The organism is Streptomyces sp. SX-6 (genome assembly GCF_059089585.1).
In genome coordinates, this window is record NZ_JBTHHU010000030.1 from 1 (window position 1) to 21,447 (window position 21,447).

A 21,447-nucleotide genomic window follows, 5' to 3' on the forward strand; every position below is an offset into this window, starting at 1 on the left:
TCGGAGAGGCCGCGCTTGGCCGTGGCACCGGCCGTGTCGGAGTCGGCCCAGCCGTATTCGTACGTGCCCAGGCCCTCGAGCTCAGGGTAGGCAGTCTCCGTGGGGAGAGTCATGCGGGGTTCCTCCCGGCCGTGCTGGTGGATGCGGTGGTGGTCTGTGTTTTGCTACGCGGAATGAACGTCGTGCACACACCGTCGCCGTGGGCGATGGTGGCAAGACGTTGCACATGCGTCCCGAGCAGGCGGGAGAAGACTTCCGTCTCCGCCTCGCACAGCTGCGGGAACTGCTCGGCGACATGGGCGACCGGGCAGTGGTGCTGGCAGAGCTGTTCGCCGACCGGTGCGCTACGCGCCGTAGCAGCGTACCCGTCCGTGGTCAATGCCCTGGCCAGCACATGGGCGCGCTCCTCGGGAGCGGCCTTCGCCAGCTCCGCGCGGTACGCCTCGGCCTGGGCCTCCATACGGGCCCGGGCGAACGCGGCGACCGCGGCCTCGCCCTGTTCCCCGCCGCCGGCCGCCCGCGCTATCCAGCGCAGGGCGTCCGAGGCGAGCTTGTCGTAGGCCTGGTCGAACGCGTCCCGGCCGCAGTCGGTGAGCGCGAACACCTTGGCGGGACGCCCGCGGCCACGGGCGCCGTAGACCCGCTTCTCGCGGGGCTCCACGATGCCCTCGGCGGCGAGGGCGTCCAAGTGGCGGCGTACGGCCGCCTGGGTCAGTCCGAGACGGACGGCCAGCTCGGCCGCCGTTGACGGACCGTGATCGAGAATCGACCTGGCGACGCGGTTGCGGGTGCCGCGCTGCTCGTCGGGCAGGGGCGTCCGGCCCTCGGCGGCCGACTGGGCCGCGAGGCTCTCCGGAGCGTCGCCCGCGTATTTCACAACACCATTGTTGCGTAATTGGCCAAGAGGCGACAAGCCTCGTCCGGTACAGCCCTCGGTGGCATCGATCACTAAGGGTTACCTAACCGCAACCCCTGTGGGCCGCCTCCGCCCCGCGGCTTCGTACACTTCCCCGCATGCGCAGCGCCTTGCCGGGGGACGCCCCCGGGACCCCCGCGGTCGAGGTCCGCGGCCTCGTCAAGCGGTACGGACCGAAGACGGCGGTGGACGGCCTCGACCTGTCCGTGGCAGCCGGCACCCTCACCGCCGTGCTCGGCCCCAACGGTGCGGGCAAGACCACCACCATCGAGATGTGCGAGGGCTACCGGCGCCCCGACGCCGGCACGGTCCGCGTGCTCGGCCTCGACCCGGTCGCCGACTCCGCCGCGCTGCGCCCGCGCATCGGCGTGATGCTGCAGAGCGGCGGGATCTACCCCGGCGCCCGCGCGGAGGAGATGCTGCGGCACATCGCGTCCCTGCACGCCCACCCGCTGGACGTGGGCATGCTGATCGAGCGCCTCGGGCTCGGCAGCTGCGGGCGTACGGCCTACCGGCGGCTGTCCGGCGGGCAGCAGCAGCGGCTCTCCCTCGCGATGGCCGTGGTCGGCCGCCCCGAGCTGGTCTTCCTCGACGAGCCGACGGCGGGCCTCGACCCCCAGGCCCGCCGGGCCACCTGGGACCTGGTGCGCGAGCTGCGCGCGGACGGCGTCACCGTCGTGCTCACCACCCACCACATGGACGAGGCCGAGGAACTGGCCGACGCCGTCGCCATCGTCGACGGCGGCCGGGTGATAGCGCAGGGCAGCCCCGAGGAACTGTGCCGCAGCGGCGCCGAGGACACCCTGCGCTTCAACGGGCGGCCCGGCCTGGACGTGGCGTCGCTGCTCAAGGCGCTGCCCGCCGACTCCGCGGCGATCGAGGTGACGCCCGGCACCTACCGGGTCAGCGGTGAGATCGACCCCCAGCTGCTGGCGACCGTCACCACCTGGTGCGCCCAGCACGGCGTGATGCCGGACCGCATAGTCGTCGAGCGGCACACGCTGGAGGACGTTTTCCTGGACCTCACCGGAAGGGAGCTGCGCGCGTGAGCGCCACTTTCGTACCGAAGCCGGGTGCGGCACCGCTCCCCCGGATGATCCGGGCGCAGGCCGCGCTGGAGACCCGCATGCTGCTGCGCAACGGCGAGCAGCTGCTGCTGACCGTGGTCATCCCCACGCTCCTGCTGACCCTGTTCAGCGCGGTCGACATCGTCACTGTGCCTACTGGAACAACGGGGGGCAAGGGCAAGCCCGTCGACTTCCTGGCACCCGGCGTGCTCGCGCTGGCCGTGATGTCCACCGCCTTCACGGGGCAGGCCATCGCCACGGGCTTCGAGCGGCGCTACGGCGTGCTCAAGCGGCTGGGGGCGTCGCCGCTGCCGCGCTGGGGGCTGATGACGGCGAAGACCTGCGCGGTGCTGGTCACCGAGGTGCTGCAGATCGTGCTGCTGACGGTGATCGCCTTCGCGCTCGGCTGGTCGCCGCACGGCAACCCGCTGGCCGTCCTGCTGCTGCTCGTCCTCGGCACGGCGGCGTTCTCGGGGCTCGGGCTGCTGATGGCGGGCACGCTGAAGGCCGAGGCCACGCTGGCGGCGGCGAACCTCGTCTTCCTGCTGCTGCTCGTCGGCGGCGGGGTGATCGTGCCGCTGGAGAAGTTCCCGGACGCCGCCCGGTCGGTGCTCGAGCTGCTGCCGATCTCGGCGCTCTCCGGCGGCCTGCGCGACGTCCTGCGCGACGGCGCCGGGATGCCGTGGGGCGACCTCGGGATCCTCGCCTGCTGGGCCGTGCTGGGACTGGGCGCGGCGGGACGTTTCTTCCGCTGGGAGTAGCCACGAGGGGCCCCTCGTGAATCCATGCACAAGCGGGCCTCTACGATGAGCGGGTGCCCAGAACGATGAACCCCCTCCAGCTCATCGCCGACCGCTGGCAGCCGTCCGCGCGGTTCGTCCAGCGGGCCGCGTTCGCCTGTGTCGTCATGGCCGTGATCATCGTGGTGACGGGCGGCGCGGTGCGGCTCACCCAGTCCGGGCTCGGCTGCCCGACCTGGCCGACGTGTACCGAGGACAGCCTGACGCCGACGCCCGCGATGGGCATCAACGGCATCATCGAGTTCACGAACCGCATGCTGACCTATGTGCTGTGCGCGATCGTCGGCGTGGCGATCATCGCCGCCCGGGCGCGCGCTCCGCGCCGCCGCAGCCTCACCCGGCTGGGCTGGGCGCAGTTCTGGCTCGTGATGGGCAACGCCGTGGTGGGCGGGATCATCGTATTGACGGGCCTCAACCCCTATGTCGTCAGCTTGCACTTCCTGCTGGCCACCGCGCTGCTCACGGCAGCGGTGCTGCTGTGGGAGCGCTCCCGCGAGGGCGACGACGAACCGCGTGACCTGGTGAGCCGCCCGGTGCGCGAGCTCAGCCGGGTGCTGGTGGGCGCCACCCTGCTGCTGATCCTCGTCGGCACCGTGGTCACCGGCGCGGGCAGGCATGCGGGCGACGCCTCCAAGGGCGTACGCCGCATCCCGCTGGACTGGCACGAAATCACCCAGCTGCACGTGGACTTCGTCTACATCGTCCTGGGCCTGACGGTGGCCCTGTGGTTCACCCTGCGTGCCGTGCAGGCGCCGGCGGCGCCGCGCCGCCGGGTGGTGGAGATGTTCGCGGTGCTGATGGCACAGGGCCTGGTCGGGTACGTCCAGTACTTCAACGACTCGCCGGAGGTCGTGGTCGGCGTCCACATGCTGGGCTCCGCCCTGGTGTGGATCGCCGTGCTGCGGGTCTTCCTCTCGCTGCGCACCCGCGGCCCGCTGCCGGTCGTCCCGGCCCCGGCCGGCGAGCACCAGGCCGTGGAACCGGCCGCTGTCGCCTGAGACCATGCAAAAAGGGGCGCCCCCGGATTCCGGGGGCGCCCCTTCGTCGTACCCGCTCAGCCGTTGGCCGGGCCGCCGACCTGGAGGCCCGCCATGCGGGACCACTCGTAGCGGCCGGTACGGACCTTCGCGGCCATCTCGCCGTCGAAGTCCTCCTGGAGGGTGACCCCCGCGGTCTCGACGGCCCTGCGCGCGGTCTCGTACGAGCGAGCCACGAGGTTGCCCCACTCACCGTTCGCGCCGACGAGGGCGATGCGCGTGGCGCCGCGCCCTATGTGCGCCAGCTGCGCCTCGGCGCTGCCGCCGTGGCTGTGCGCGAACGCGGTGATCTGCCTGGCCAGCCTGGCCGCCTCGCGCTGGGCCCGCGCGTCGGGCGTGGCCTCTTCGGCCTGCTTGGTGTCTGCCATGAGCAGGATGCTACCGACGAGTAGGGGAAATGGCGACGGGCCCGTCACGAAGAAGCGCGGACTACCGCAGGAAGGGGTCGATCGCCACAGCCGTGAACAGCAGCGAGACATAGGTGATCGACCAGTGGAACAGCCGCATCTCCTTGAGCTTCGCGCCCGTGACGCCCGCCTTGGCGCGCGCCTGGAGCGCATGCGCCTCCTTGAGCCAGAAGACGCCGCACGCCACGGCCACGACCGTGTAGAACCAGCCGGTGTAGCCCAGCGGCGTGAGCAGCAGCGAGACGGCGACCATCACCCAGCTGTAGATGACGATCTGGCGCGCGACGACCTTGTTGCCCGCGATGACCGGCAGCATCGGCACGCCGACCCGCTCGTAGTCGTCCTTGACCTTCATCGACAGCGGCCAGTAGTGCGGCGGCGTCCAGAAGAAGATGACGAGGAAGAGGATGACGGCGGCCCACGAGACCTCGTTGCGCACGGCGGACCAGCCGATGAGCACGGGCAGGCACCCCGCGATGCCGCCCCACACGATGTTCTGGGCGGTACGGCGCTTGAGCAGCATCGTGTAGACGACGACGTAGAACATCGAGGCGCCGAACGACAGCATCGCCGACAGGGGGTTGACCAGGAACCAGAACCACACGGTCGATCCCACGGTCAGCGCCGAGGCGAAGACCAGGCACTCGCGCGGCGAGACCATGCCGGTGACGAGCGGGCGCTGGGACGTACGGTCCATCAGCGCGTCGATGTCACGGTCGTAGTACATGTTGAACGCGCCCGCGCCACCGGCGGAGAGGTAACCGCCGACGCACGTGGCCAGCACCAGCCACATGTCCGGAACGCCCTCGGCCGCGAGGAACATCACGGGCACCGTCGTCATCAGCAGCAGCTCGATGACACGCGGCTTGGTCAGCGCCACGAACGCCTTGACCCGGGCCCCGAACGGCCGGTGGCTGGGGCTCTCACTGAGCAACCCCGCAGGACGGGATTCGACGGCCGTCACGCACACCCCTGACAGAGATAAGGCCAGCAAGCACATCCGACCCGGTTCGGCCGGGGAAGACTTGCGCGTACCACGCCACTTTAGACGCAGGGGATGGCACGTCCTCCGCCGGGGTGGTGTCGTGTTGAGGACCTCCCGGCACACGCTTCCCGCCTCTCGGGAGGCGGGGCCCGGCCGGGCGTTGCACGCTGGAGACGTAGGGCCGCCGCACCGTCACACCCGTACCGGGAATCTTTTCCATCCGGTCTCGGTTGCCGGGGGCGTCGGGCCGACCAGCCGACTGCACGTCGAAAAGATGCGCGTCACCACGGGGGTAGGCTCGGGATCGCCGCGTCGTGGCGGAATACCGCCCCCGGCCTGAAGAACAATGTGGAGAGGAGCCCTGAACTAGGGTGAGCAACAAGCCGACCACCACAGACCTCGAGTGGACCGAACTGGACCAGCGGGCCGTTGACACCGCCCGGGTCCTGGCCATGGACTCCGTGCAGAAGGTCGGCAACGGCCACCCCGGCACGGCCATGAGCCTCGCCCCGGCCGCCTACCTGCTCTTCCAGAAGCTGATGCGCCACGACCCCAGCGACGCCGACTGGGTCGCGCGCGACCGGTTCGTCCTCTCCCCCGGACACACCAGCCTGACGCTCTACGTCCAGCTCTTCATGGCCGGTTACGGCCTGGAGCTCGCGGACCTCAAGGCCTTCCGCACCTGGGGCAGCAAGACCCCGGGCCACCCGGAGCACGGCCACACCCGCGGTGTCGAGACCACCACCGGCCCGCTGGGCCAGGGCATCGCCAACGCGGTGGGCATGGCCATGGCCGCCCGGTACGAGCGCGGTCTGTTCGACCCGGAGGCGCCTGCGGGCACCTCCCCGTTCGACCACACGGTCTGGGCGATCGTCTCCGACGGCGACCTGGAGGAGGGCATCTCCGCCGAGGCGTCCTCGCTGGCCGGCCACCAGAAGCTGGGCAACATCGTCGCGCTGTACGACGACAACCACATCTCGATCGAGGGCGACACCGAGACCGCCTTCTCCGAGGACGTGCTCAAGCGCTACGAGGCGTACGGCTGGCACGTCCAGCGCATCGAGCAGGCGCCCAACGGCGACTTCGACGTGCAGGCGCTGTTCGCCGCGTTCAAGGCGGCGCAGGAGGAGACCGAGCGCCCCTCGATCATCGCGGCCCGCACGATCATCGCCTGGCCGGCCCCGAACGCCCAGAACACCGAGGCCTCGCACGGCTCGGCGCTCGGCGACGCCGAGGTCGCCGCGACCAAGGAGGTGCTCGGCTTCGACCCGCAGCAGAACTTCCAGGTCGAGGACGAGGTCTTCGCGCACGTCCGCAAGGTCGTCGACCGGGGCCGCGAGGCCCACGCGACCTGGTCCAAGCGGCTCGAGGAGTGGCGTACCGCCAACCCCGAGCGCGCCGCCGACTACGACCGGATCAACGCCGGTGAGCTGCCCGACGGCTGGGAGAAGGCCATCCCGGTCTTCCCGGCCGGCAAGGCCGTCGCGACCCGCAAGGCGTCCGGCGAGGTCCTCAAGGCGCTGGGCGGCGTGATCCCCGAGCTGTGGGGCGGTTCGGCCGACCTCGCCGGCTCGAACAACACCACGATCGACGCGACGTCGTCCTTCCTCCCGGAGGGCAACCCGCTCCCCGAGGCGAACCCGTACGGCCGTACGATCCACTTCGGCATCCGCGAGCACGCCATGGGCTCGACCATGAACGGCATCGCGCTGCACGGCAACACCCGTGTCTACGGCGGCACCTTCCTGGTGTTCTCCGACTACATGCGCCCCGCGGTGCGTCTGGCCGCCCTGATGAAGCTGCCGGTCACCTACGTGTGGACGCACGACTCCATCGGCCTCGGCGAGGACGGCCCGACCCACCAGCCGGTCGAGCACATGGCCGCGCTGCGCGCCATCCCGGGCCTGAACATGGTCCGTCCGGCCGACGCCAACGAGACCGCCATCGCCTGGCGCGAGATCACCAAGCGGCACACTGCCAAGCCGGGGCCGCACGGTCTGGCCCTGACCCGCCAGAACGTGCCGACGTACGAGGCCAACGAGGGCGTGGCCAAGGGCGGTTATGTGCTGTTCGAGGCCGAGGGCGGCCGCGCTCAGGTGATCCTGATCGCCACCGGCTCCGAGGTCCAGCTGGCCGTCGAGGCGCGCGAGCGGCTCCAGGCCGAGGGCGTCCCGACCCGCGTGGTCTCGATGCCGTCCGTCGAGTGGTTCGAGGAGCAGGACCAGGCCTACCGCGACGGCGTGCTGCTGCCGGACGTCAAGGCGCGGGTGGCGGTCGAGGCCGGCATCGGCCTGACCTGGCACCGCTACGTCGGCGACGCCGGCCGGATCGTCTCCCTCGAGCACTTCGGCGCCTCCGCCGACTACAAGGTGCTGTACCAGGAGTTCGGCCTGACCACCGACGCCGTCGTCGAGGCCGCCCGTGAGTCCCTCGCCGACACCGCCCGCCGCTGACGCGCCCGTAATCCATTCAGTAGGAGATGCAGAACCCATGACAGACGCACTCAAGCGCCTCTCCGACGAAGGCGTCGCGATCTGGCTCGACGACCTGTCCCGCAAGCGCATCACGTCCGGCAACCTCGCGGAGCTGATCGACGAGAGCCACGTGGTGGGCGTCACGACCAACCCGTCGATCTTCCAGAAGGCGATCTCCGGCGGCGAGGGCTACCAGCAGCAGCTGGCCGACCTCGCGGCCCGCAAGGTCACCGTCGACGAGGCCATCCGCATGATCACCACGGCGGACGTCCGTGACGCCGCCGACATCCTGCGCCCGGTCTTCGACGCCACCGACGGCCAGGACGGCCGGGTCTCCATCGAGGTCGACCCGCGTCTGGCGCACAACACCACCGCCACGATCGCCGAGGCCAAGCAGCTGGCCTGGCTGGTGGACCGGCCCAACACCCTGATCAAGATCCCGGCCACCAAGGCGGGCCTGCCGGCCATCGCCGAGGTGATCGGCAAGGGCATCAGCGTCAACGTCACGCTGATCTTCTCCCTCGAGCGCTACCGCGCGGTGATGGACGCCTACCTCACCGGTCTGGAGAAGGCCAAGGCCGCGGGCCTGGACCTGTCGCTCGTCCACTCGGTGGCGTCCTTCTTCGTGTCCCGCGTGGACACCGAGATCGACAAGCGCCTGGACGCGATGGGCACCGACGAGGCCAAGGCGCTGCGCGGCAAGGCCGCCCTGGCCAACGCCCGTCTGGCGTACCAGGCGTACGAGGAGGTCTTCTCCTCCGACCGCTGGCTCGCCCTGGAGAAGCTCGGCGCCAACAAGCAGCGTCCGCTGTGGGCCTCGACCGGCGTCAAGGACCCGGCCTACAAGGACACCCTGTACGTGGACGACCTGGTCGCCCCGAACACGGTCAACACCATGCCGGAGGCCACCCTCGAGGCGACCGCCGACCACGGTCAGATCACGGGTGACACCGTGCGCGGCACGTACGAGCAGGCCAAGGCCGAGCTCGACGCGCTCGCCAAGATCGGTGTCTCGTACGACGACGTCGTACAGCTCCTGGAGGACGAGGGCGTCGACAAGTTCGAGCAGTCCTGGAACGACCTTCTGAAGTCCACCGAGGCGGAGCTCAAGCGCCTCGCACCGGAGGCATGAAATTGAGCAGCAGCAATCCGCTGCGTGACGCACAGGACCGGCGGCTCCCGCGCATCGCGGGGCCGTCCGGCCTGGTCATCTTTGGCGTCACGGGCGATTTGTCACGGAAAAAGCTCATGCCCGCCGTGTACGACCTCGCCAACCGGGGTCTGCTGCCGCCGGGCTTCTCCCTGATCGGCTTCGCCCGCCGCGACTGGGAAAACGAGGACTTCGCGCAGATCGTGCACGACGCGGTCAAGGAACACGCGCGCACGCCGTTCCGCGAGGAGGTCTGGCAGCAGCTGGTGCAGGGCTGCCGGTTCGTCCAGGGCGACTTCGGCGACGACGATGCCTTCGAGACGCTCAAGAGCACGATCGAGGAGCTGGACAAGGCACAGGGCACCGGCGGCAACTTCGCCTTCTACCTGTCCGTGCCGCCGAAGTTCTTCCCCACGGTCGTCCAGCAGCTCAAGAAGCACGGGCTGACGGACCAGAAGGAAGGCTCGTGGCGGCGCGCCGTCATCGAGAAGCCCTTCGGCCACGACCTGAAGAGCGCCCAGGAGCTGAACCGGATCGTCCACGAGGTCTTCCCGGCCAACGAGGTCTTCCGGATCGACCACTACCTGGGCAAGGAGACGGTCCAGAACATCCTGGCGCTGCGCTTCGCCAACACCCTCTTCGAGCCGATCTGGAACCGGTCGTTCGTCGACCATGTGCAGATCACCATGGCCGAGGACATCGGCATCGGCGGCCGGGCCGGCTACTACGACGGCATCGGCGCCGCCCGTGACGTGATCCAGAACCACCTGCTCCAGTTGCTGGCGCTGACCGCGATGGAGGAGCCCGCCTCCTTCGACGCGGACGCGGTGGCCGCGGAGAAGACCAAGGTGCTGGGTGCCGTCCGGCTGCCCAAGGACCTCGGCAAGGACACCGTGCGCGGCCAGTACGCGCAGGGCTGGCAGGGCGGCGAGAAGGTCGTCGGCTACCTCCAGGAAGACGGCATCGACCCCAAGTCGAAGACCGACACCTACGCCGCGGTCAAGCTGGAGATCGACAACCGCCGCTGGGCCGGCGTGCCGTTCTACCTGCGCACCGGCAAGCGTCTGGGCCGCCGCGTCACCGAGATCGCGGTCGTCTTCCAGCGCGCCCCGCACTCGCCCTTCGACCACACCGCCACCGAGGAGCTGGGGCAGAACGCCCTGGTCATCCGGGTGCAGCCGGACGAGGGCGTCACCATGCGGTTCGGCTCCAAGGTGCCGGGCACCTCGATGGAGGTCCGGGACGTCTCGATGGACTTCGCCTACGGCGAGTCCTTCACCGAGTCCAGCCCGGAGGCGTACGAGCGGCTCATCCTCGATGTGCTGCTCGGCGAGTCGAACCTCTTCCCGCGCCTGCGGGAGGTCGAACTGTCCTGGCAGATCCTCGACCCGATCGAGACCTACTGGGACAAGCACGGCAAGCCCGCTCAGTACCCGGCCGGCACCTGGGGTCCGGTCGAGGCTGACGAAATGCTCGCACGAGAGGGACGGAGCTGGCGCCGGCCATGAAGATCGATCTCACGGACACCACTGCCAGCAAGATCAACAACGCGCTGGTCCAGGGCCGCCGGTCCATCGGCGCGCCCACGGTCGGCATGGTGCTCACCCTGGTCATCGTCACCGACGAGGAGCACGCCTACGACGCGCTCAGGTCGGCCGACGAGGCATCGCGCGAGCACCCCTCGCGCAAGCTCGTCGTCATCAAGCGGGCCGGCCGGGCACGCGACCGCGCCAAGCCGCGCCTGGACGCCGAGGTTCGCGTGGGCGGCGACGGCGGCACCGGCGAGACCGTGATACTGCGGCTCTACGGCGAGGTCGCCGACCACGCCCAGTCGGTGGTGCTGCCGCTGCTGCTGCCGGACGCCCCCGTGGTCGTCTGGTGGCCGGTGGCGTCCCCGGCGCACCCGGCGAAGGACCCGCTGGGCACCCTCGGACAGCGCCGGGTCACCGACACCTACACGGCCGAGGACCCGATCGCGGAGCTCTCGGCGCGTGCCGAGCACTACGCGCCCGGCGACACCGACCTGGCCTGGACCCGGACCACCCCGTGGCGCTCGATGCTCGCGGCGGCCCTGGACCAGCAGGCCGTCGAGGTCACCGCCGCCGAGGTCGAGGGCGAGGCGTACAACCCGAGCGCCGAGCTGCTGGCCATGTGGCTCGCGGACCGGCTCGGGGTGACGACCCGGCGCACCGTCTCGGACGGGCCCGGCCTGACCGCCGTACGCCTGCACACCAAGAACGGCGTCATCACGCTCGACCGCGCCGACGGCTCGCTGGCCACGCTCTGCATGCAGGGCCAGCCGGACCGTGCGGTGGCGCTCAAGCGCCGCGAGATGTCCGAGCTGCTCGCCGAGGAACTGCGGCGTCTGGACCCGGACTTCACGTACGAGTCCGCGCTGAAGTACGGCGTGGACCGGCTCGGCGGCGCCGAGCCGGCCGCTGAACCGACCGCCCCGGCAAAGAAGGCACCCGCCAAGAAGGCGGCCGGCAAGTGAGCACCCCGCAGATCGTCGTCCACCGGGACAAGGAGCTGATGGCCCAGGCCGCGGCGGCCCGGCTGATCACCAAGATCGTGGACGCCCAGGCCGCGCGCGGCTCGGCCTCCGTCGTACTCACCGGCGGGCGCAACGGCAACGGGCTGCTCGCGGCCCTGGCCGCCGCGCCCGCCCGGGACGCGGTGGACTGGTCGCGGCTGGACCTGTGGTGGGGCGACGAGCGGTTCCTGCCGGACGGCGACCCGGACCGCAACCACACGCAGGCCCGCGAGGCTCTGCTGGACTCCGTGGACCTCGACCCGGCCCGGGTGCACGCCATGCCCCCGGCGGACGGCACGTACGACGACGCGGACGCGGCGGCCGAGGCGTACGCGGCCGAACTGGCCGCGTACGCACGGCCCGAGGACCATGGCCCGGTGCCGTCCTTCGACGTCCTGCTGCTGGGCGTCGGCCCGGACACGCACGTCGCCTCGCTCTTCCCCGAGCTGCCGGGCGTACGGGAGACCGAGCGCACGGTCATCGGCGTGCACGGTGCGCCGAAGCCGCCTCCGACGAGGGTCTCGCTGACCCTCCCGGCGATCCGGGCCGCCCGGGAGGTCTGGCTGCTCGCGGCGGGCGAGGACAAGGCGGGAGCGGTCGCGATGGCCCTGTCGGGCGCGGGCGAGATCCAGGCCCCGGCCGCCGGGGCGTACGGCCGCCACCGCACGCTGTGGCTGCTCGACCGGGCCGCGGCGGCCCAGCTGCCGCGGGATCTGTATCCGCCTGCTTCGCCCTGACGGTGCGTCGCGAGAGGGCGGGACTGGGGATTGCGCCCCGGTCCCGCCCTCTCACCGTCTCCCGGAGCTCCGCCCCCGGACCCCGTTCCGGGGGCTACGCCCCCTGGGCCCCCGCAACGCGGCTCCGCCGCGTTGGTCCTCAAACGCCGGACGGGCTGGATAGTGCCGGGCCGGGCTGGATTTTCGCGCCCGCGCCGGATTTCGCGCTTGCGCTGAAATCCGGCGCGGGCGCGAAAATCAAGCCCGTCCGGCGTTTGAGGACGAGCGGCGAAGCCGCGACAAGGGGGCCCGGGGGCGGAGCCCCCGAAGCGGGGTCTGGGGCGCAGCCCCAGGAGACGGCGAGAGGGTGGGACCGGGGCGAGCAACCCCTACCGGCCCCGCAGGGACCGGTACCGCGCCACCAGGCCCGCCGTCGACGCGTCGAGCCCCGGCACATCCGCACCCTCCGTCAGCGCCGGCTCGACCCGCTTCGCGAGGACCTTCCCCAGCTCGACGCCCCACTGGTCGAAGGAGTCGATGTTCCACACCGCGCCCTGCACGAACACCTTGTGCTCGTAGAGCGCGATCAGCTGGCCCAGCACCGAGGGGCTCAGCTCACTCGCCAGGATCGTCGTCGTCGGGCGGTTGCCGCGGAACGTCTTGTGCGGGATCAGCTCCCGCGCGACGCCCTCCGCCGCGACCTCCTCCGGCGTCTTGCCGAACGCGAGGGCCTGGCCCTGGGCGAAGAGGTTCGCCATCAGCAGGTCGTGCTGGGCGACCAGCCCCGGCTCGAGGTCGTCCACGGGCCGGGCGAAGCCGATCAGGTCCGCCGGGATGAGCTTGGTGCCCTGGTGGATCAACTGGTAGTACGCATGCTGCCCGTTGGTGCCCGGGGTGCCCCAGACGACCGGTCCGGTCTGCCAGTCGACGGGGTTGCCGTCACGGTCGACCGACTTGCCGTTGGACTCCATGTCCAGCTGCTGCAGATAGGCCGCGAACTTCGACAGGTAGTGGCTGTACGGCAGCACCGCGTGCGACTGCGCGTCGTGGAAGTTGCCGTACCAGATGCCCAGCAGGCCCAGCAACAGCGGCACGTTCTCCTCGGGCGGGGCGGTGCGGAAGTGCTCGTCGACCAGGTGGAAACCGGCCAGCATCTCGCGGAAGTGCTCCGGACCGATGGCGACCATCAGGGAGAGCCCGATGGCCGAGTCGTACGAGTAGCGCCCGCCGACCCAGTCCCAGAACTCGAACATGTTGGCCGTGTCGATGCCGAACTCGGCGACCTTCTGCTCGTTCGTCGACAGCGCCACGAAGTGCCGCGCCACCGCGTCCTCGCCCGCGCCCAGGCCGGCCAGCAGCCAGTTCCGGGCGGAGGTGGCGTTGGTGATGGTCTCGATGGTGGTGAAGGTCTTCGAGGCGACGATGAACAGCGTCTCGGCGGGGTCGAGGTCCCGCACGGCCTCGTGCAGGTCCGCGCCGTCCACGTTCGACACGAAACGGAACGTCATCTCGCGCGCGGTGTAGGCGCGCAGCGCCTCGTAGGCCATCGCGGGGCCGAGGTCGGAGCCGCCGATGCCGATGTTGACGACGTTCCTGATCGGCTTGCCGGTGTGGCCCTTCCAGTCGCCGGACCGCACGCGGTCGGCGAAGACCTGCATCTTCCTCAGCACGGCGTGCACGGCGGGGACGACGTCCTCGCCGTCCGTCCGGATGACCGCCGACTCCGGCGCGCGCAGCGCCGTGTGCAGCACCGCCCGGTGCTCGGTGGTGTTGATCTTCTCGCCGCGGAACATCGCGTCCCGCAGCCCGGCGACGTCCGTCGCCACCGCCAGCTCGCGCAGCAGCCGCAGAGTCTCGTCCGTGACCAGGTGCTTGGAGTAGTCGAGATGCAGATCGCCCACCGTGAGCGTGTACTTCTCGGCCCGGCGGGGATCGTCGGCGAACAGCTGCCGGAGATTCACCTCCCCCAGCTCGTCGCGGTGCTTGGCCAGTGCGTTCCACTCGGGAAGCCGGTCGAGCCGGCTCCGCCCGTCTGCGTTCATCTCGGACATCAGCCCACTTCTTGCTCGTAGCTGCCTCGATGCCCAACCTATCGGAACGGCCTGCCGGAACGCGGCCCGGCCCGGCCGGAGGGGAGCGGCCCTCCGGCCGGGCCGGAAATCTCTATGACTGATTGTCAGAGACTGGTTGTCAGATCTCGCCGCGCAGCTTGGCGAGCGCCTCGGCGAGGATCGCCTCGCCGTCCGCGTCGCTGCGCCGTTCGCGCACATACGCCAGATGCGTCTTGTACGGCTCGGTGCGCGGCGGGTCCGGGGGACTGTCCCGGTCCTGGCCGGCCGGGAAGCCGCAGCGCGGACAGTCCCAGGTGTCCGGCACCTGTGCATCACTGGCGAAGCTCGGCTGCGTCTCGTGCCCGTTCGAGCACCAGAAGGAGATGCGGAGGCGCGGTGCGGATTCTCCCCGCTCGGCCTCCCCCATCGGCCCCGCCCCGACCCGGCTTCCTCGGATCGCGTTGCCACTTGCCACGGTCGTAACTCCCTGCATGAGTGCCGCGAAGCGTGACAGTCCGCTCCGCCGCGGGCGCCCCAGTCTACGTAAGGCCCAACGCGCGTCCCGGGCCGGGAGTTACCGCCCCGGCCGCAGAATGCGAGCCCCCATCATAGGCCGGAGTTGCGACGGTACGTCAGCTGTTGAGCTTCATCAGCACGCCGAGCACGACAATGCACGCGAACCACAGCAGTCCGACGACGATCGTGATCCGGTCGAGGTTGCGCTCGGCGACCGAGGAACCGCCTACGGAGGACTGCATGCCACCGCCGAACATGTCGGACAGACCGCCGCCCTTCCCCTTGTGCATGAGCACCAACATCATCAGCAGCGCGCTGAAGATGATGAGGGCGATCGAGAACCCCATGACCACGGCTGGACCAACTCTCTCGGACTGGATCGACTGACAGTGCGGGGCCGGGATGGCATCGCCGCCGGTCCCGGCCCCGCAAGGGTACGACGGGGAGCCCCCGTCGTCATACCGCTACTGGTCGCGGAAGCGGACGATCTTGACGAACTCGTCCGCGTCCAGTGCCGCGCCGCCGACCAGGGCGCCGTCCACGTCGGGCTGCGCCATGATCGCCGCGACGTTGCCGGACTTGACCGAGCCGCCGTACTGGATACGGACCTTGTCCGCCAGCTCCTGGCTGTAGAGCTCGGCCAGGCGGCCGCGGATCGCCCCGCAGACCTCCTGGGCGTCCTCGGGGGTGGCGACCTCGCCGGTGCCGATGGCCCACACCGGCTCGTAGGCGATGACGATCGTCTCGGCCTGCTCGGCCGGGACGTCCTTCAGGGCGCCGTCGAGCTGGGCGAGGGTGTACGCGACCTGGTTGCCGGCCTTGCGGACGTCCAGGCCCTCGCCGACGCACAGGATCGGGGTGATGCCGTTGGCGAAGGCGGCCTTGACCTTGGCGTTGCAGATCTCGTCCGTCTCGCCGTGGTACTGGCGGCGCTCGGAGTGGCCGACGGCCACGTAGGCGCACTTGAGCTTGGCGAGCATGGGGCCGGAGATCTCGCCGGTGTACGCGCCGGACTCGTGCGCGGAGATGTCCTGGGCACCGTACTTGATCTTGAGCTTGTCGCCGTCGACCAGGGTCTGCACGGAGCGCAGGTCGGTGAACGGCGGCAGGACGGCGACCTCGGTGGACGCGAGGTCCTTCTCCGTGAGGGCAAAGGCGAGCTTCTGGACGTGGGCGATGGCCTCGAGGTGGTTGAGGTTCATCTTCCAGTTGCCCGCCATCAGGGGCATGCGGTCAGACACGGTGGTTCAGTCCTCCAGTGCGGCAAGGCCGGGGAGCGTCTTGCCCTCGAGGTACTCGAGGCTCGCGCCACCGCCGGTGGAAATGTGGCCGAAAGCAGTCTCGTCGAAGCCGAGCAGGCGCACGGCCGCGGCCGAGTCACCGCCGCCCACGACGGTGAAGGCATCGCTGTCGAGCAGGCCCTGGGCGACGGCCTTGGTGCCGTTCGCGTAGTCGGGGTGCTCGAAGACGCCCATCGGACCGTTCCAGAAGACGGTGCCCGCGTCGGCGAGCTTCGCGGCGTAGAGCTCGCGCGTCTTCGGGCCGATGTCCAGGCCCTCCTTGTCCGCCGGGATGGCGTCCGAGGAGACCAGCTCGGGGTTGGCCGGGGCCTTGGTCCTCAGGTCCGGGAAGTCGGCGGAGACCAGCACGTCCACGGGGAGGACGAACTCCACGCCGCGCGCCTCGGCCCGGGCCAGGTACTCCAGGCAGACCGGGATCTGGTCCTCCTGGAGCAGCGAGATGCCGACCTCGTGGCCCTTGGCCTTGAGGAAGGTGTACGACATGCCGCCGCCGATGAGGATGCGGTCGGCCTTCTCCAGCAGGTTGTCGATGACGCCCAGCTTGTCGGAGACCTTGGCACCGCCGAGGACCACGACGTACGGCCGCTTCACGTCCGCGGTCAGCTTCTTCAGCACGCCGACCTCGGTGGCGATCAGGTCGCCCGCGGCGTGGGGCAGGCGCGCCGGGAGGTCGAAGACCGAGGCGTGCTTGCGGTGCACGGCGCCGAAGCCGTCGCCCACGTAGAGATCGGCGAGCTGCGCCAGCTCGTCGGCGAAGGCGCCGCGCTCGGCGTCGTCCTTGCTGGTCTCGCCCGCGTTGAAACGGAGGTTCTCGAGCAGCGTGACCTCGCCGTTGCCGAGGGCGGCAACGGTGGCCTTCGCGCTCTCGCCGACCGTGTCGGTGGCGAACGAGACATTCCTGCCCAGCAGCTCACCGAGTCGCTTCGCGACCGGGGCCAGGGAGAACTGGGGGTCCGGGGCACCCTTGGGGCGGCCCAGGTGGGAGGCGACGATCACCTTGGCGCCCGCCTCGGCGAGCTTGGCGATCGTCGGCGCGACGGCGCGGATGCGGCCGTCGTCGGTGATGGTGGTGCCCGCGAGGGGCACGTTGAGGTCGGCGCGGACGAAGATCCGCTTGCCCTCGACGCCGCTCTGGACGAGTTCGTCGATCGTCTTCATTCGGTGACTCCGGTGACTTCCGTGAGTATCAGCCATGCGACGGGGCCCGTACCGCGCGACTGTGCGCCGTACGAGCCCCGTCCTTTTTACATCGCTCGGATCAGAGCTGGCCGCCGACGAAGACGGTCAGGTCCACGAGGCGGTTGGAGTAGCCCCACTCGTTGTCGTACCAGCCGACGACCTTGACCTGCGTGCCCTGGACCATCGTCAGCTGCGAGTCGAAGGTGCAGGAGGCCGGCCAGTTGACGATGTCCGAGGAGACGATCGCGTCCTCGGTGTACTCGAGGATGCCCTTGAGCTGACCCTCGGCGGCCTTCTGGAAGGCGGCGTTGATCTCTTCCTTGGTGACCTCGCGGTCGAGCTCCAGGACGAGGTCGGTGACCGAGCCGGTCGGGACCGGGACGCGCATGGCGATGCCGTCCAGCTTGCCCTTCAGCTGCGGGAGGACCAGGGCGGTGGCCTTGGCGGCACCCGTCGAGGTCGGGATGATGTTCTCCGCGGCGGCGCGGGCGCGGCGCAGGTCGGAGTGCGGGAAGTCCAGGATGCGCTGGTCGTTGGTGTACGCGTGGACCGTCGTCATCATGCCCTTGACGATGCCGAAGTTCTCGTCGAGAACCTTGGCCATCGGCGCCACGCAGTTGGTGGTGCAGGAGGCGTTGGAGATGACGTGGTGGTTGGCCGCGTCGTACTTGTCCTGGTTGACGCCCATCACGATGGTGATGTCCTCGTTCTTGGCCGGAGCCGAGATGAGGACCTTCTTCGCACCGGCGGCGAGGTGCTTGGCGGCGTCCTCGCGCTTGGTGAAGATGCCCGTGGACTCGATGACGATGTCGGCACGCAGCTCGCCCCAGGGCAGGTTGGCGGGGTCGCGCTCGGCCATCGTCTTGAACGTCATGTCACCGACGGTGATGGTGTCGTCGGTGTGGCTGACGTCCTGCTTCAGGCGACCGAGGATGCTGTCGTACTTCAGCAGGTGCACCAGAGTGGCGTTGTCGGTCAGGTCGTTGACACCGACGATCTCGATGTCCGCACCCTGCTCCAGGAGCGCACGGAAGTAGTTACGACCGATACGGCCAAAGCCGTTGATGCCTACGCGGATCGTCACGAACCGATCTCCTCGTTGGTATGCCGGTCTGTCCGCCGGCGGCTGCATTTGGGATGTCCCCGACCAACACCGACCCTACCTCCAACCGTGGAGGTACGTGACATTGGAGGTCCCCCCGAAGTCAAGGGGGGACCGTAGTGGCGTCAGACACGCAGAATGCGCAGGGCCGCGCTCAGAAGAGCCACTCGCTGACCCTCGGTCCGCACATGTTCCAGCCCGAAGCCGAGGAGCACGGTGTCACGCGTGGTGACGGCCGCCGAGGCATGGAAGAGCGCCTGCGAACGGGCCCAGTCGCCGGTGTTCCCGGGGCTGCCCGCGGGCGGCCCCGGCACGCTCCAGGGGCCCAGCGAGCTCTCGAACCCCTCGGTGGACTGCGCCTTTCCGCCGACGGTGACCGTGGTCTCGTCGACGAAGGCGCCGCGTCCGCCGTTGGCGGAGTCGGTGACGTACGAGATCGCCACCTCGGCCTGCTTGCCGGCGTACGCGCTCAGATCGAAGGCGACGGGCTTCCAGCCCTGCGCGGGGCCGGTGAAGCGGTTCCAGGTGCCCGAGGTGCCCTTGGCCGCGCAGGTCCCGTCACCGGCGGTGAGGTAGTGCCGCAGGAAGGGGTGCAGGGCGAGGAAGGAGCCGTCGCCGCACCCGGTGGGAACGTCCGCCGTCGTACCGCCGTTCGTGTCGGGCAGCGTCGTCCAGTCGTCCTGTCCCACGGTGTGCGCCTCGACGATGACGTGGTCGTAGCCGGGTTCGGTGTCGTAGCTGAGCTGGAAGCCGAGGGAGGGCTTGTCCGCCGCGCCCGCCCCCGTGAGGTCGACGGTGCGCGAGAGCCGCATCCAGGCGCTGTCCTGGTGCTTGGCGGCGGCCATCCAGTCGCCCGCGTAGGGCTCGAAGGCGGTGCGCACTCCGGGGTAGTCGCCCGCGGCGGCGCTGCGGAACTGCGGGAACTCGCCGGGCTTCAGGATGTCGGAGGTGGGGATGAACGCGCCTGCGGAGTCGAGCGGGTTGCCGGGGGCGTCGGCGAGGTAGACCTTGGTGCCCGCGAGCCGCCCGGTGCCGGCGAAGCGCTGGGGGTGCGGCTGCGAGGAACGGCTGTAGGCGCCCAGGTAGTACTGGCCGAAGTCGCTCGTGTCGGCCGGGCCGATCTGTGCGGTGCCGCCCATCTGCTGCCCCGCGGCGATGAGTTTTCCGCCCTCGTTGATGAAGTCCCGTACGGCGAGCAGGGTGTCGCCCCCTGGCCGGTTGGCGGTGCCGGAGTACCACAGGGCCGTCCTGAAGTGGCGCAGTACGCCCAGCGGATGGGGCGCGCCCTGCTTGGCGACGTCCCAGACGACGGCCTTGTGCCCGGTGGCGGCGACCGCCTGGGTGTAGGTGGCGAGCTGCCGGGCCGGGCCGGTGCCGCCCTCGTCGGCGATGACCAGGGTGTCGGCGGCGGGACGGTGCCACACGGTGTAGGTGAAGGAGTCGCTCCTGGTGGCCCTGCCTTCGGCGCCGCGTCCGCTGAACCAGACCTCCACCTTGGATCCGGAGCGCGCGCCGTGGACCGAGGCGCGGTACTGGTCGAAGAAGAGGTTGTCCTTGCCTCCGTAACGCTTGCCGCCCTTCCACGGCTTCAGGGGCGCGGACTGCGGACGGCCGCCGTCGATACGGTAGTTGAGGCGCTTGTCGCGGACGCTCTTGCGCGCGGTGACGGCCACGGGCTGGTCGGCGCCGTTGGCGAAGGAGTCCTTGAAGACGTCGGGGGTGAAGTCCGGGGCGTTCAGGCCGACGGAGGACGAGGGCCGGTCGGCGTGCGACGCGGTCTCGGCGACGGAGAGGGCGAAGGGGATGTTCTTGGTGAACTCCGCCTGGATCAGCTTCTCGTCGTCGGGGAAGCTGAATCCGGATGGGCAGTCGGCCGGGTTCCAGCGTCCGGTGGTGTCCGCCCGGGAGGCGGTCTGGCAGGTCGACATCTCCGGGGTGAACATCAACGTGCCGTTGACGTTCTCCGCGTGGCCGTCGGCCTCGCCGTTCGTCGTGTACAGCTCGGACGAGAGCTGCGGGTGGTAGCCCGGGATCGCGGACTTCTGCGGGGTCCCGGCGAGCGCCTTGGCGAGAACGTCGTCCGGGGTGGGGGTGGCGACCTGCCAGCCGACGCCGTAGAGCAACAGTTCGGCGGCGGAGTGGTAGTTGATGGCGTACGTGAAGTGGACGCGCTTCTCGAAGGCGTCGAGGGCACGGGTCTCCGGCTCGGAGGCGGGGCCCTTGCCGCGGTAGGTCTCGGAGGCCGGGTCGGGGGACGAACCCTCGTTGTCGTAGCCCCACTTGTAGGGGAAGTTGCGGTTGAGGTCGACGCCGTCACCGGGACCGATCTTCCCGTCGCCCTTGTTGTCGCGCAGGTTCTTGCGCCAGAGCCGGGTGCTCGGGCTCTGGAACGTGTAGTCGTAGCCGTCCGGGTTGGCGGAGAGCACGAACCACAGCTCGGTGCGGTCCACGAGCCGGGTGATCCGGTCGTCCTTGCCGTAGTTGCCGATGTAGTAGTGCATCAGCCGCCGGGTCATCTCCGGGGTGATCCACTCACGGGCGTGCTGGTTGGACAGGTAGAGCACGGACGGCTTCGACCCGTCGCGCGTGGTCTCCGCGTGCTTCGAGACCTTGACGGCGAGGATGTCCTTGCCCTTGACGGTCTTGCCGATGCTGACGACCTTGGTCAGACCGGGGTGTTCCCGGCCCGTGTTGACCATCTCGTCCATCAGCCCGCCCTTGGGGCCGTACCGCCGGAAGACCCCGTCGCCCTGGGCCTTCAGCCGCTCCTGGGTGCGCTTCGGCACCCGGTGCTCGGTCAGGTCCACGCCCTGTCGGCGCAGGGACTCGGCCTGTTGTCGGGTGAGGACGAGCTCGACCGGCCGGGTGCCGTCACCGGCCGGGTGCTCGCCCAGTTCGTGTGCGTCGAGGCCCGCCCTGAGCAGCAGCGGCATCTGCGCCCGGGTCACCTTGGCGTGCCATACGGTCAGTGCGTCGGCGCTCGCCGCGGTGTCCGGGTGCGGCTGCGCCTGTGCGAAGGGCGCCGCCGTCAGACCTGCGGCCAGCAGCGAGGCTGTTGCGAGGAACGTACGCGTCTTGCGTCTCATGAACCCCCCAAGCTGTGGTGTGCCACGTCAATGCCGCACGCCAGGCTTGCGAGCCCCCATGATCATGTCAATAGCGCCTCATGCGCCCCGGCGCGACGACGGCATGACGGCGGCATGACGACGCCCC

Annotated in this window: 18 protein-coding genes; 8 read left to right on the plus strand and 10 right to left on the minus strand. The window is 70.2% G+C overall.

Annotation, left to right across the window (positions count from 1 at the left end):
* Positions 1-109: 109 nt before the first annotated feature.
* Positions 110-877 (minus strand): helix-turn-helix transcriptional regulator, encoded by a 768-nt coding sequence (locus tag ACV530_RS28165; protein WP_494335447.1) that lies wholly within the window; start codon positions 875-877, stop codon positions 110-112.
* A 137-nt stretch (positions 878-1,014) separates the two neighbouring features.
* Here ACV530_RS28165 and ACV530_RS28170 point away from each other — a divergent pair, with 137 nt between their 5' ends.
* Genes ACV530_RS28170 through ACV530_RS28180 form a run of 3 tightly spaced genes read left to right on the plus strand, consistent with a single transcriptional unit; the run spans position 1,015 to position 3,781 of the window.
* Entirely contained in the window at positions 1,015-1,965 is a 951-nt protein-coding gene (locus ACV530_RS28170; protein WP_494335448.1) for an ABC transporter ATP-binding protein, read from the plus strand.
* Between the two features lie 44 nt (positions 1,966-2,009).
* The gene (locus tag ACV530_RS28175; protein ID WP_494335523.1) at positions 2,010-2,744 is read left to right on the plus strand and encodes an ABC transporter permease; all 735 of its coding nucleotides are present in this window, start codon (positions 2,010-2,012) and stop codon (positions 2,742-2,744) included.
* 53 nt (positions 2,745-2,797) lie between these two features.
* Positions 2,798-3,781, plus strand: coding sequence for a COX15/CtaA family protein (locus ACV530_RS28180; RefSeq protein WP_494335449.1), 984 nt, complete (start codon positions 2,798-2,800; stop codon positions 3,779-3,781).
* A 56-nt stretch (positions 3,782-3,837) separates the two neighbouring features.
* Here the strand turns inward: ACV530_RS28180 and ACV530_RS28185 are convergent, their stop codons facing one another.
* Positions 3,838-4,188 (minus strand): hypothetical protein, encoded by a 351-nt coding sequence (locus ACV530_RS28185; RefSeq protein ID WP_494335450.1) that lies wholly within the window; start codon positions 4,186-4,188, stop codon positions 3,838-3,840.
* Between the two features lie 61 nt (positions 4,189-4,249).
* Positions 4,250-5,191 carry a heme o synthase gene (locus ACV530_RS28190; RefSeq protein ID WP_494335451.1) on the minus strand — a complete coding sequence of 314 codons (942 nt, stop codon included), beginning with the start codon at positions 5,189-5,191 and terminating at the stop codon, positions 4,250-4,252.
* Positions 5,192-5,583: 392 nt separating this feature from the next.
* Between ACV530_RS28190 and tkt the strand changes: the two genes are divergently transcribed.
* From tkt to pgl, 5 genes are read left to right on the plus strand one after another with little or no spacing between them, the layout of a single operon-like run.
* Positions 5,584-7,665: a transketolase gene (tkt, locus tag ACV530_RS28195; RefSeq protein WP_494335452.1), complete on the plus strand. Its 2,082-nt coding sequence runs from the start codon at positions 5,584-5,586 to the stop codon at positions 7,663-7,665.
* Between the two features lie 37 nt (positions 7,666-7,702).
* Positions 7,703-8,818, plus strand: a complete 1,116-nt coding sequence (gene tal, locus ACV530_RS28200) for a transaldolase (protein WP_494335453.1) — start codon at positions 7,703-7,705, stop codon at positions 8,816-8,818.
* A gap of 2 nt (positions 8,819-8,820) precedes the next feature.
* On the plus strand, positions 8,821-10,344 hold the full coding sequence (zwf, locus tag ACV530_RS28205; protein ID WP_494335524.1) for a glucose-6-phosphate dehydrogenase: 1,524 nt from the start codon (positions 8,821-8,823) through the stop codon (positions 10,342-10,344).
* Positions 10,341-11,330 (plus strand): glucose-6-phosphate dehydrogenase assembly protein OpcA, encoded by a 990-nt coding sequence (gene opcA, locus ACV530_RS28210; protein ID WP_494335454.1) that lies wholly within the window; start codon positions 10,341-10,343, stop codon positions 11,328-11,330. The genes zwf and opcA overlap by 4 nt, the downstream gene beginning before the upstream one ends.
* Positions 11,327-12,106: a 6-phosphogluconolactonase gene (gene pgl, locus ACV530_RS28215; protein ID WP_494335455.1), complete on the plus strand. Its 780-nt coding sequence runs from the start codon at positions 11,327-11,329 to the stop codon at positions 12,104-12,106. Before opcA ends, pgl begins: the two co-directional genes overlap by 4 nt.
* A 368-nt stretch (positions 12,107-12,474) precedes the next feature.
* On the opposite strand, the gene pgi is transcribed toward pgl, so the two are convergent.
* The 7 genes from pgi to ACV530_RS28250 all read right to left on the minus strand — a co-directional run bounded on the left by pgi (position 12,475) and on the right by ACV530_RS28250 (position 21,320).
* Entirely contained in the window at positions 12,475-14,127 is a 1,653-nt protein-coding gene (pgi, locus tag ACV530_RS28220) for a glucose-6-phosphate isomerase (protein ID WP_494335525.1), read from the minus strand.
* A 148-nt stretch (positions 14,128-14,275) separates the two neighbouring features.
* Positions 14,276-14,611 carry an RNA polymerase-binding protein RbpA gene (locus ACV530_RS28225; protein WP_079110552.1) on the minus strand — a complete coding sequence of 112 codons (336 nt, stop codon included), beginning with the start codon at positions 14,609-14,611 and terminating at the stop codon, positions 14,276-14,278.
* 157 nt (positions 14,612-14,768) lie between these two features.
* Positions 14,769-14,999 (minus strand): preprotein translocase subunit SecG, encoded by a 231-nt coding sequence (gene secG / locus ACV530_RS28230; RefSeq protein WP_494335456.1) that lies wholly within the window; start codon positions 14,997-14,999, stop codon positions 14,769-14,771.
* Between the two features lie 117 nt (positions 15,000-15,116).
* Complete coding sequence (gene tpiA, locus ACV530_RS28235; RefSeq protein WP_494335457.1) at positions 15,117-15,893, minus strand: triose-phosphate isomerase; 777 nt, start codon at positions 15,891-15,893, stop codon at positions 15,117-15,119.
* 6 nt (positions 15,894-15,899) lie between these two features.
* Positions 15,900-17,111 carry a phosphoglycerate kinase gene (locus ACV530_RS28240; RefSeq protein WP_494335458.1) on the minus strand — a complete coding sequence of 404 codons (1,212 nt, stop codon included), beginning with the start codon at positions 17,109-17,111 and terminating at the stop codon, positions 15,900-15,902.
* Between the two features lie 100 nt (positions 17,112-17,211).
* A complete protein-coding gene (gene gap / locus ACV530_RS28245) occupies positions 17,212-18,216 on the minus strand; it encodes a type I glyceraldehyde-3-phosphate dehydrogenase (protein WP_494335459.1) in 1,005 nt (334 codons plus the stop codon).
* A 143-nt stretch (positions 18,217-18,359) separates the two neighbouring features.
* Complete coding sequence (locus ACV530_RS28250) at positions 18,360-21,320, minus strand: M14 family metallopeptidase (RefSeq protein WP_494335460.1); 2,961 nt, start codon at positions 21,318-21,320, stop codon at positions 18,360-18,362.
* Positions 21,321-21,447 lie beyond the last annotated feature (127 nt).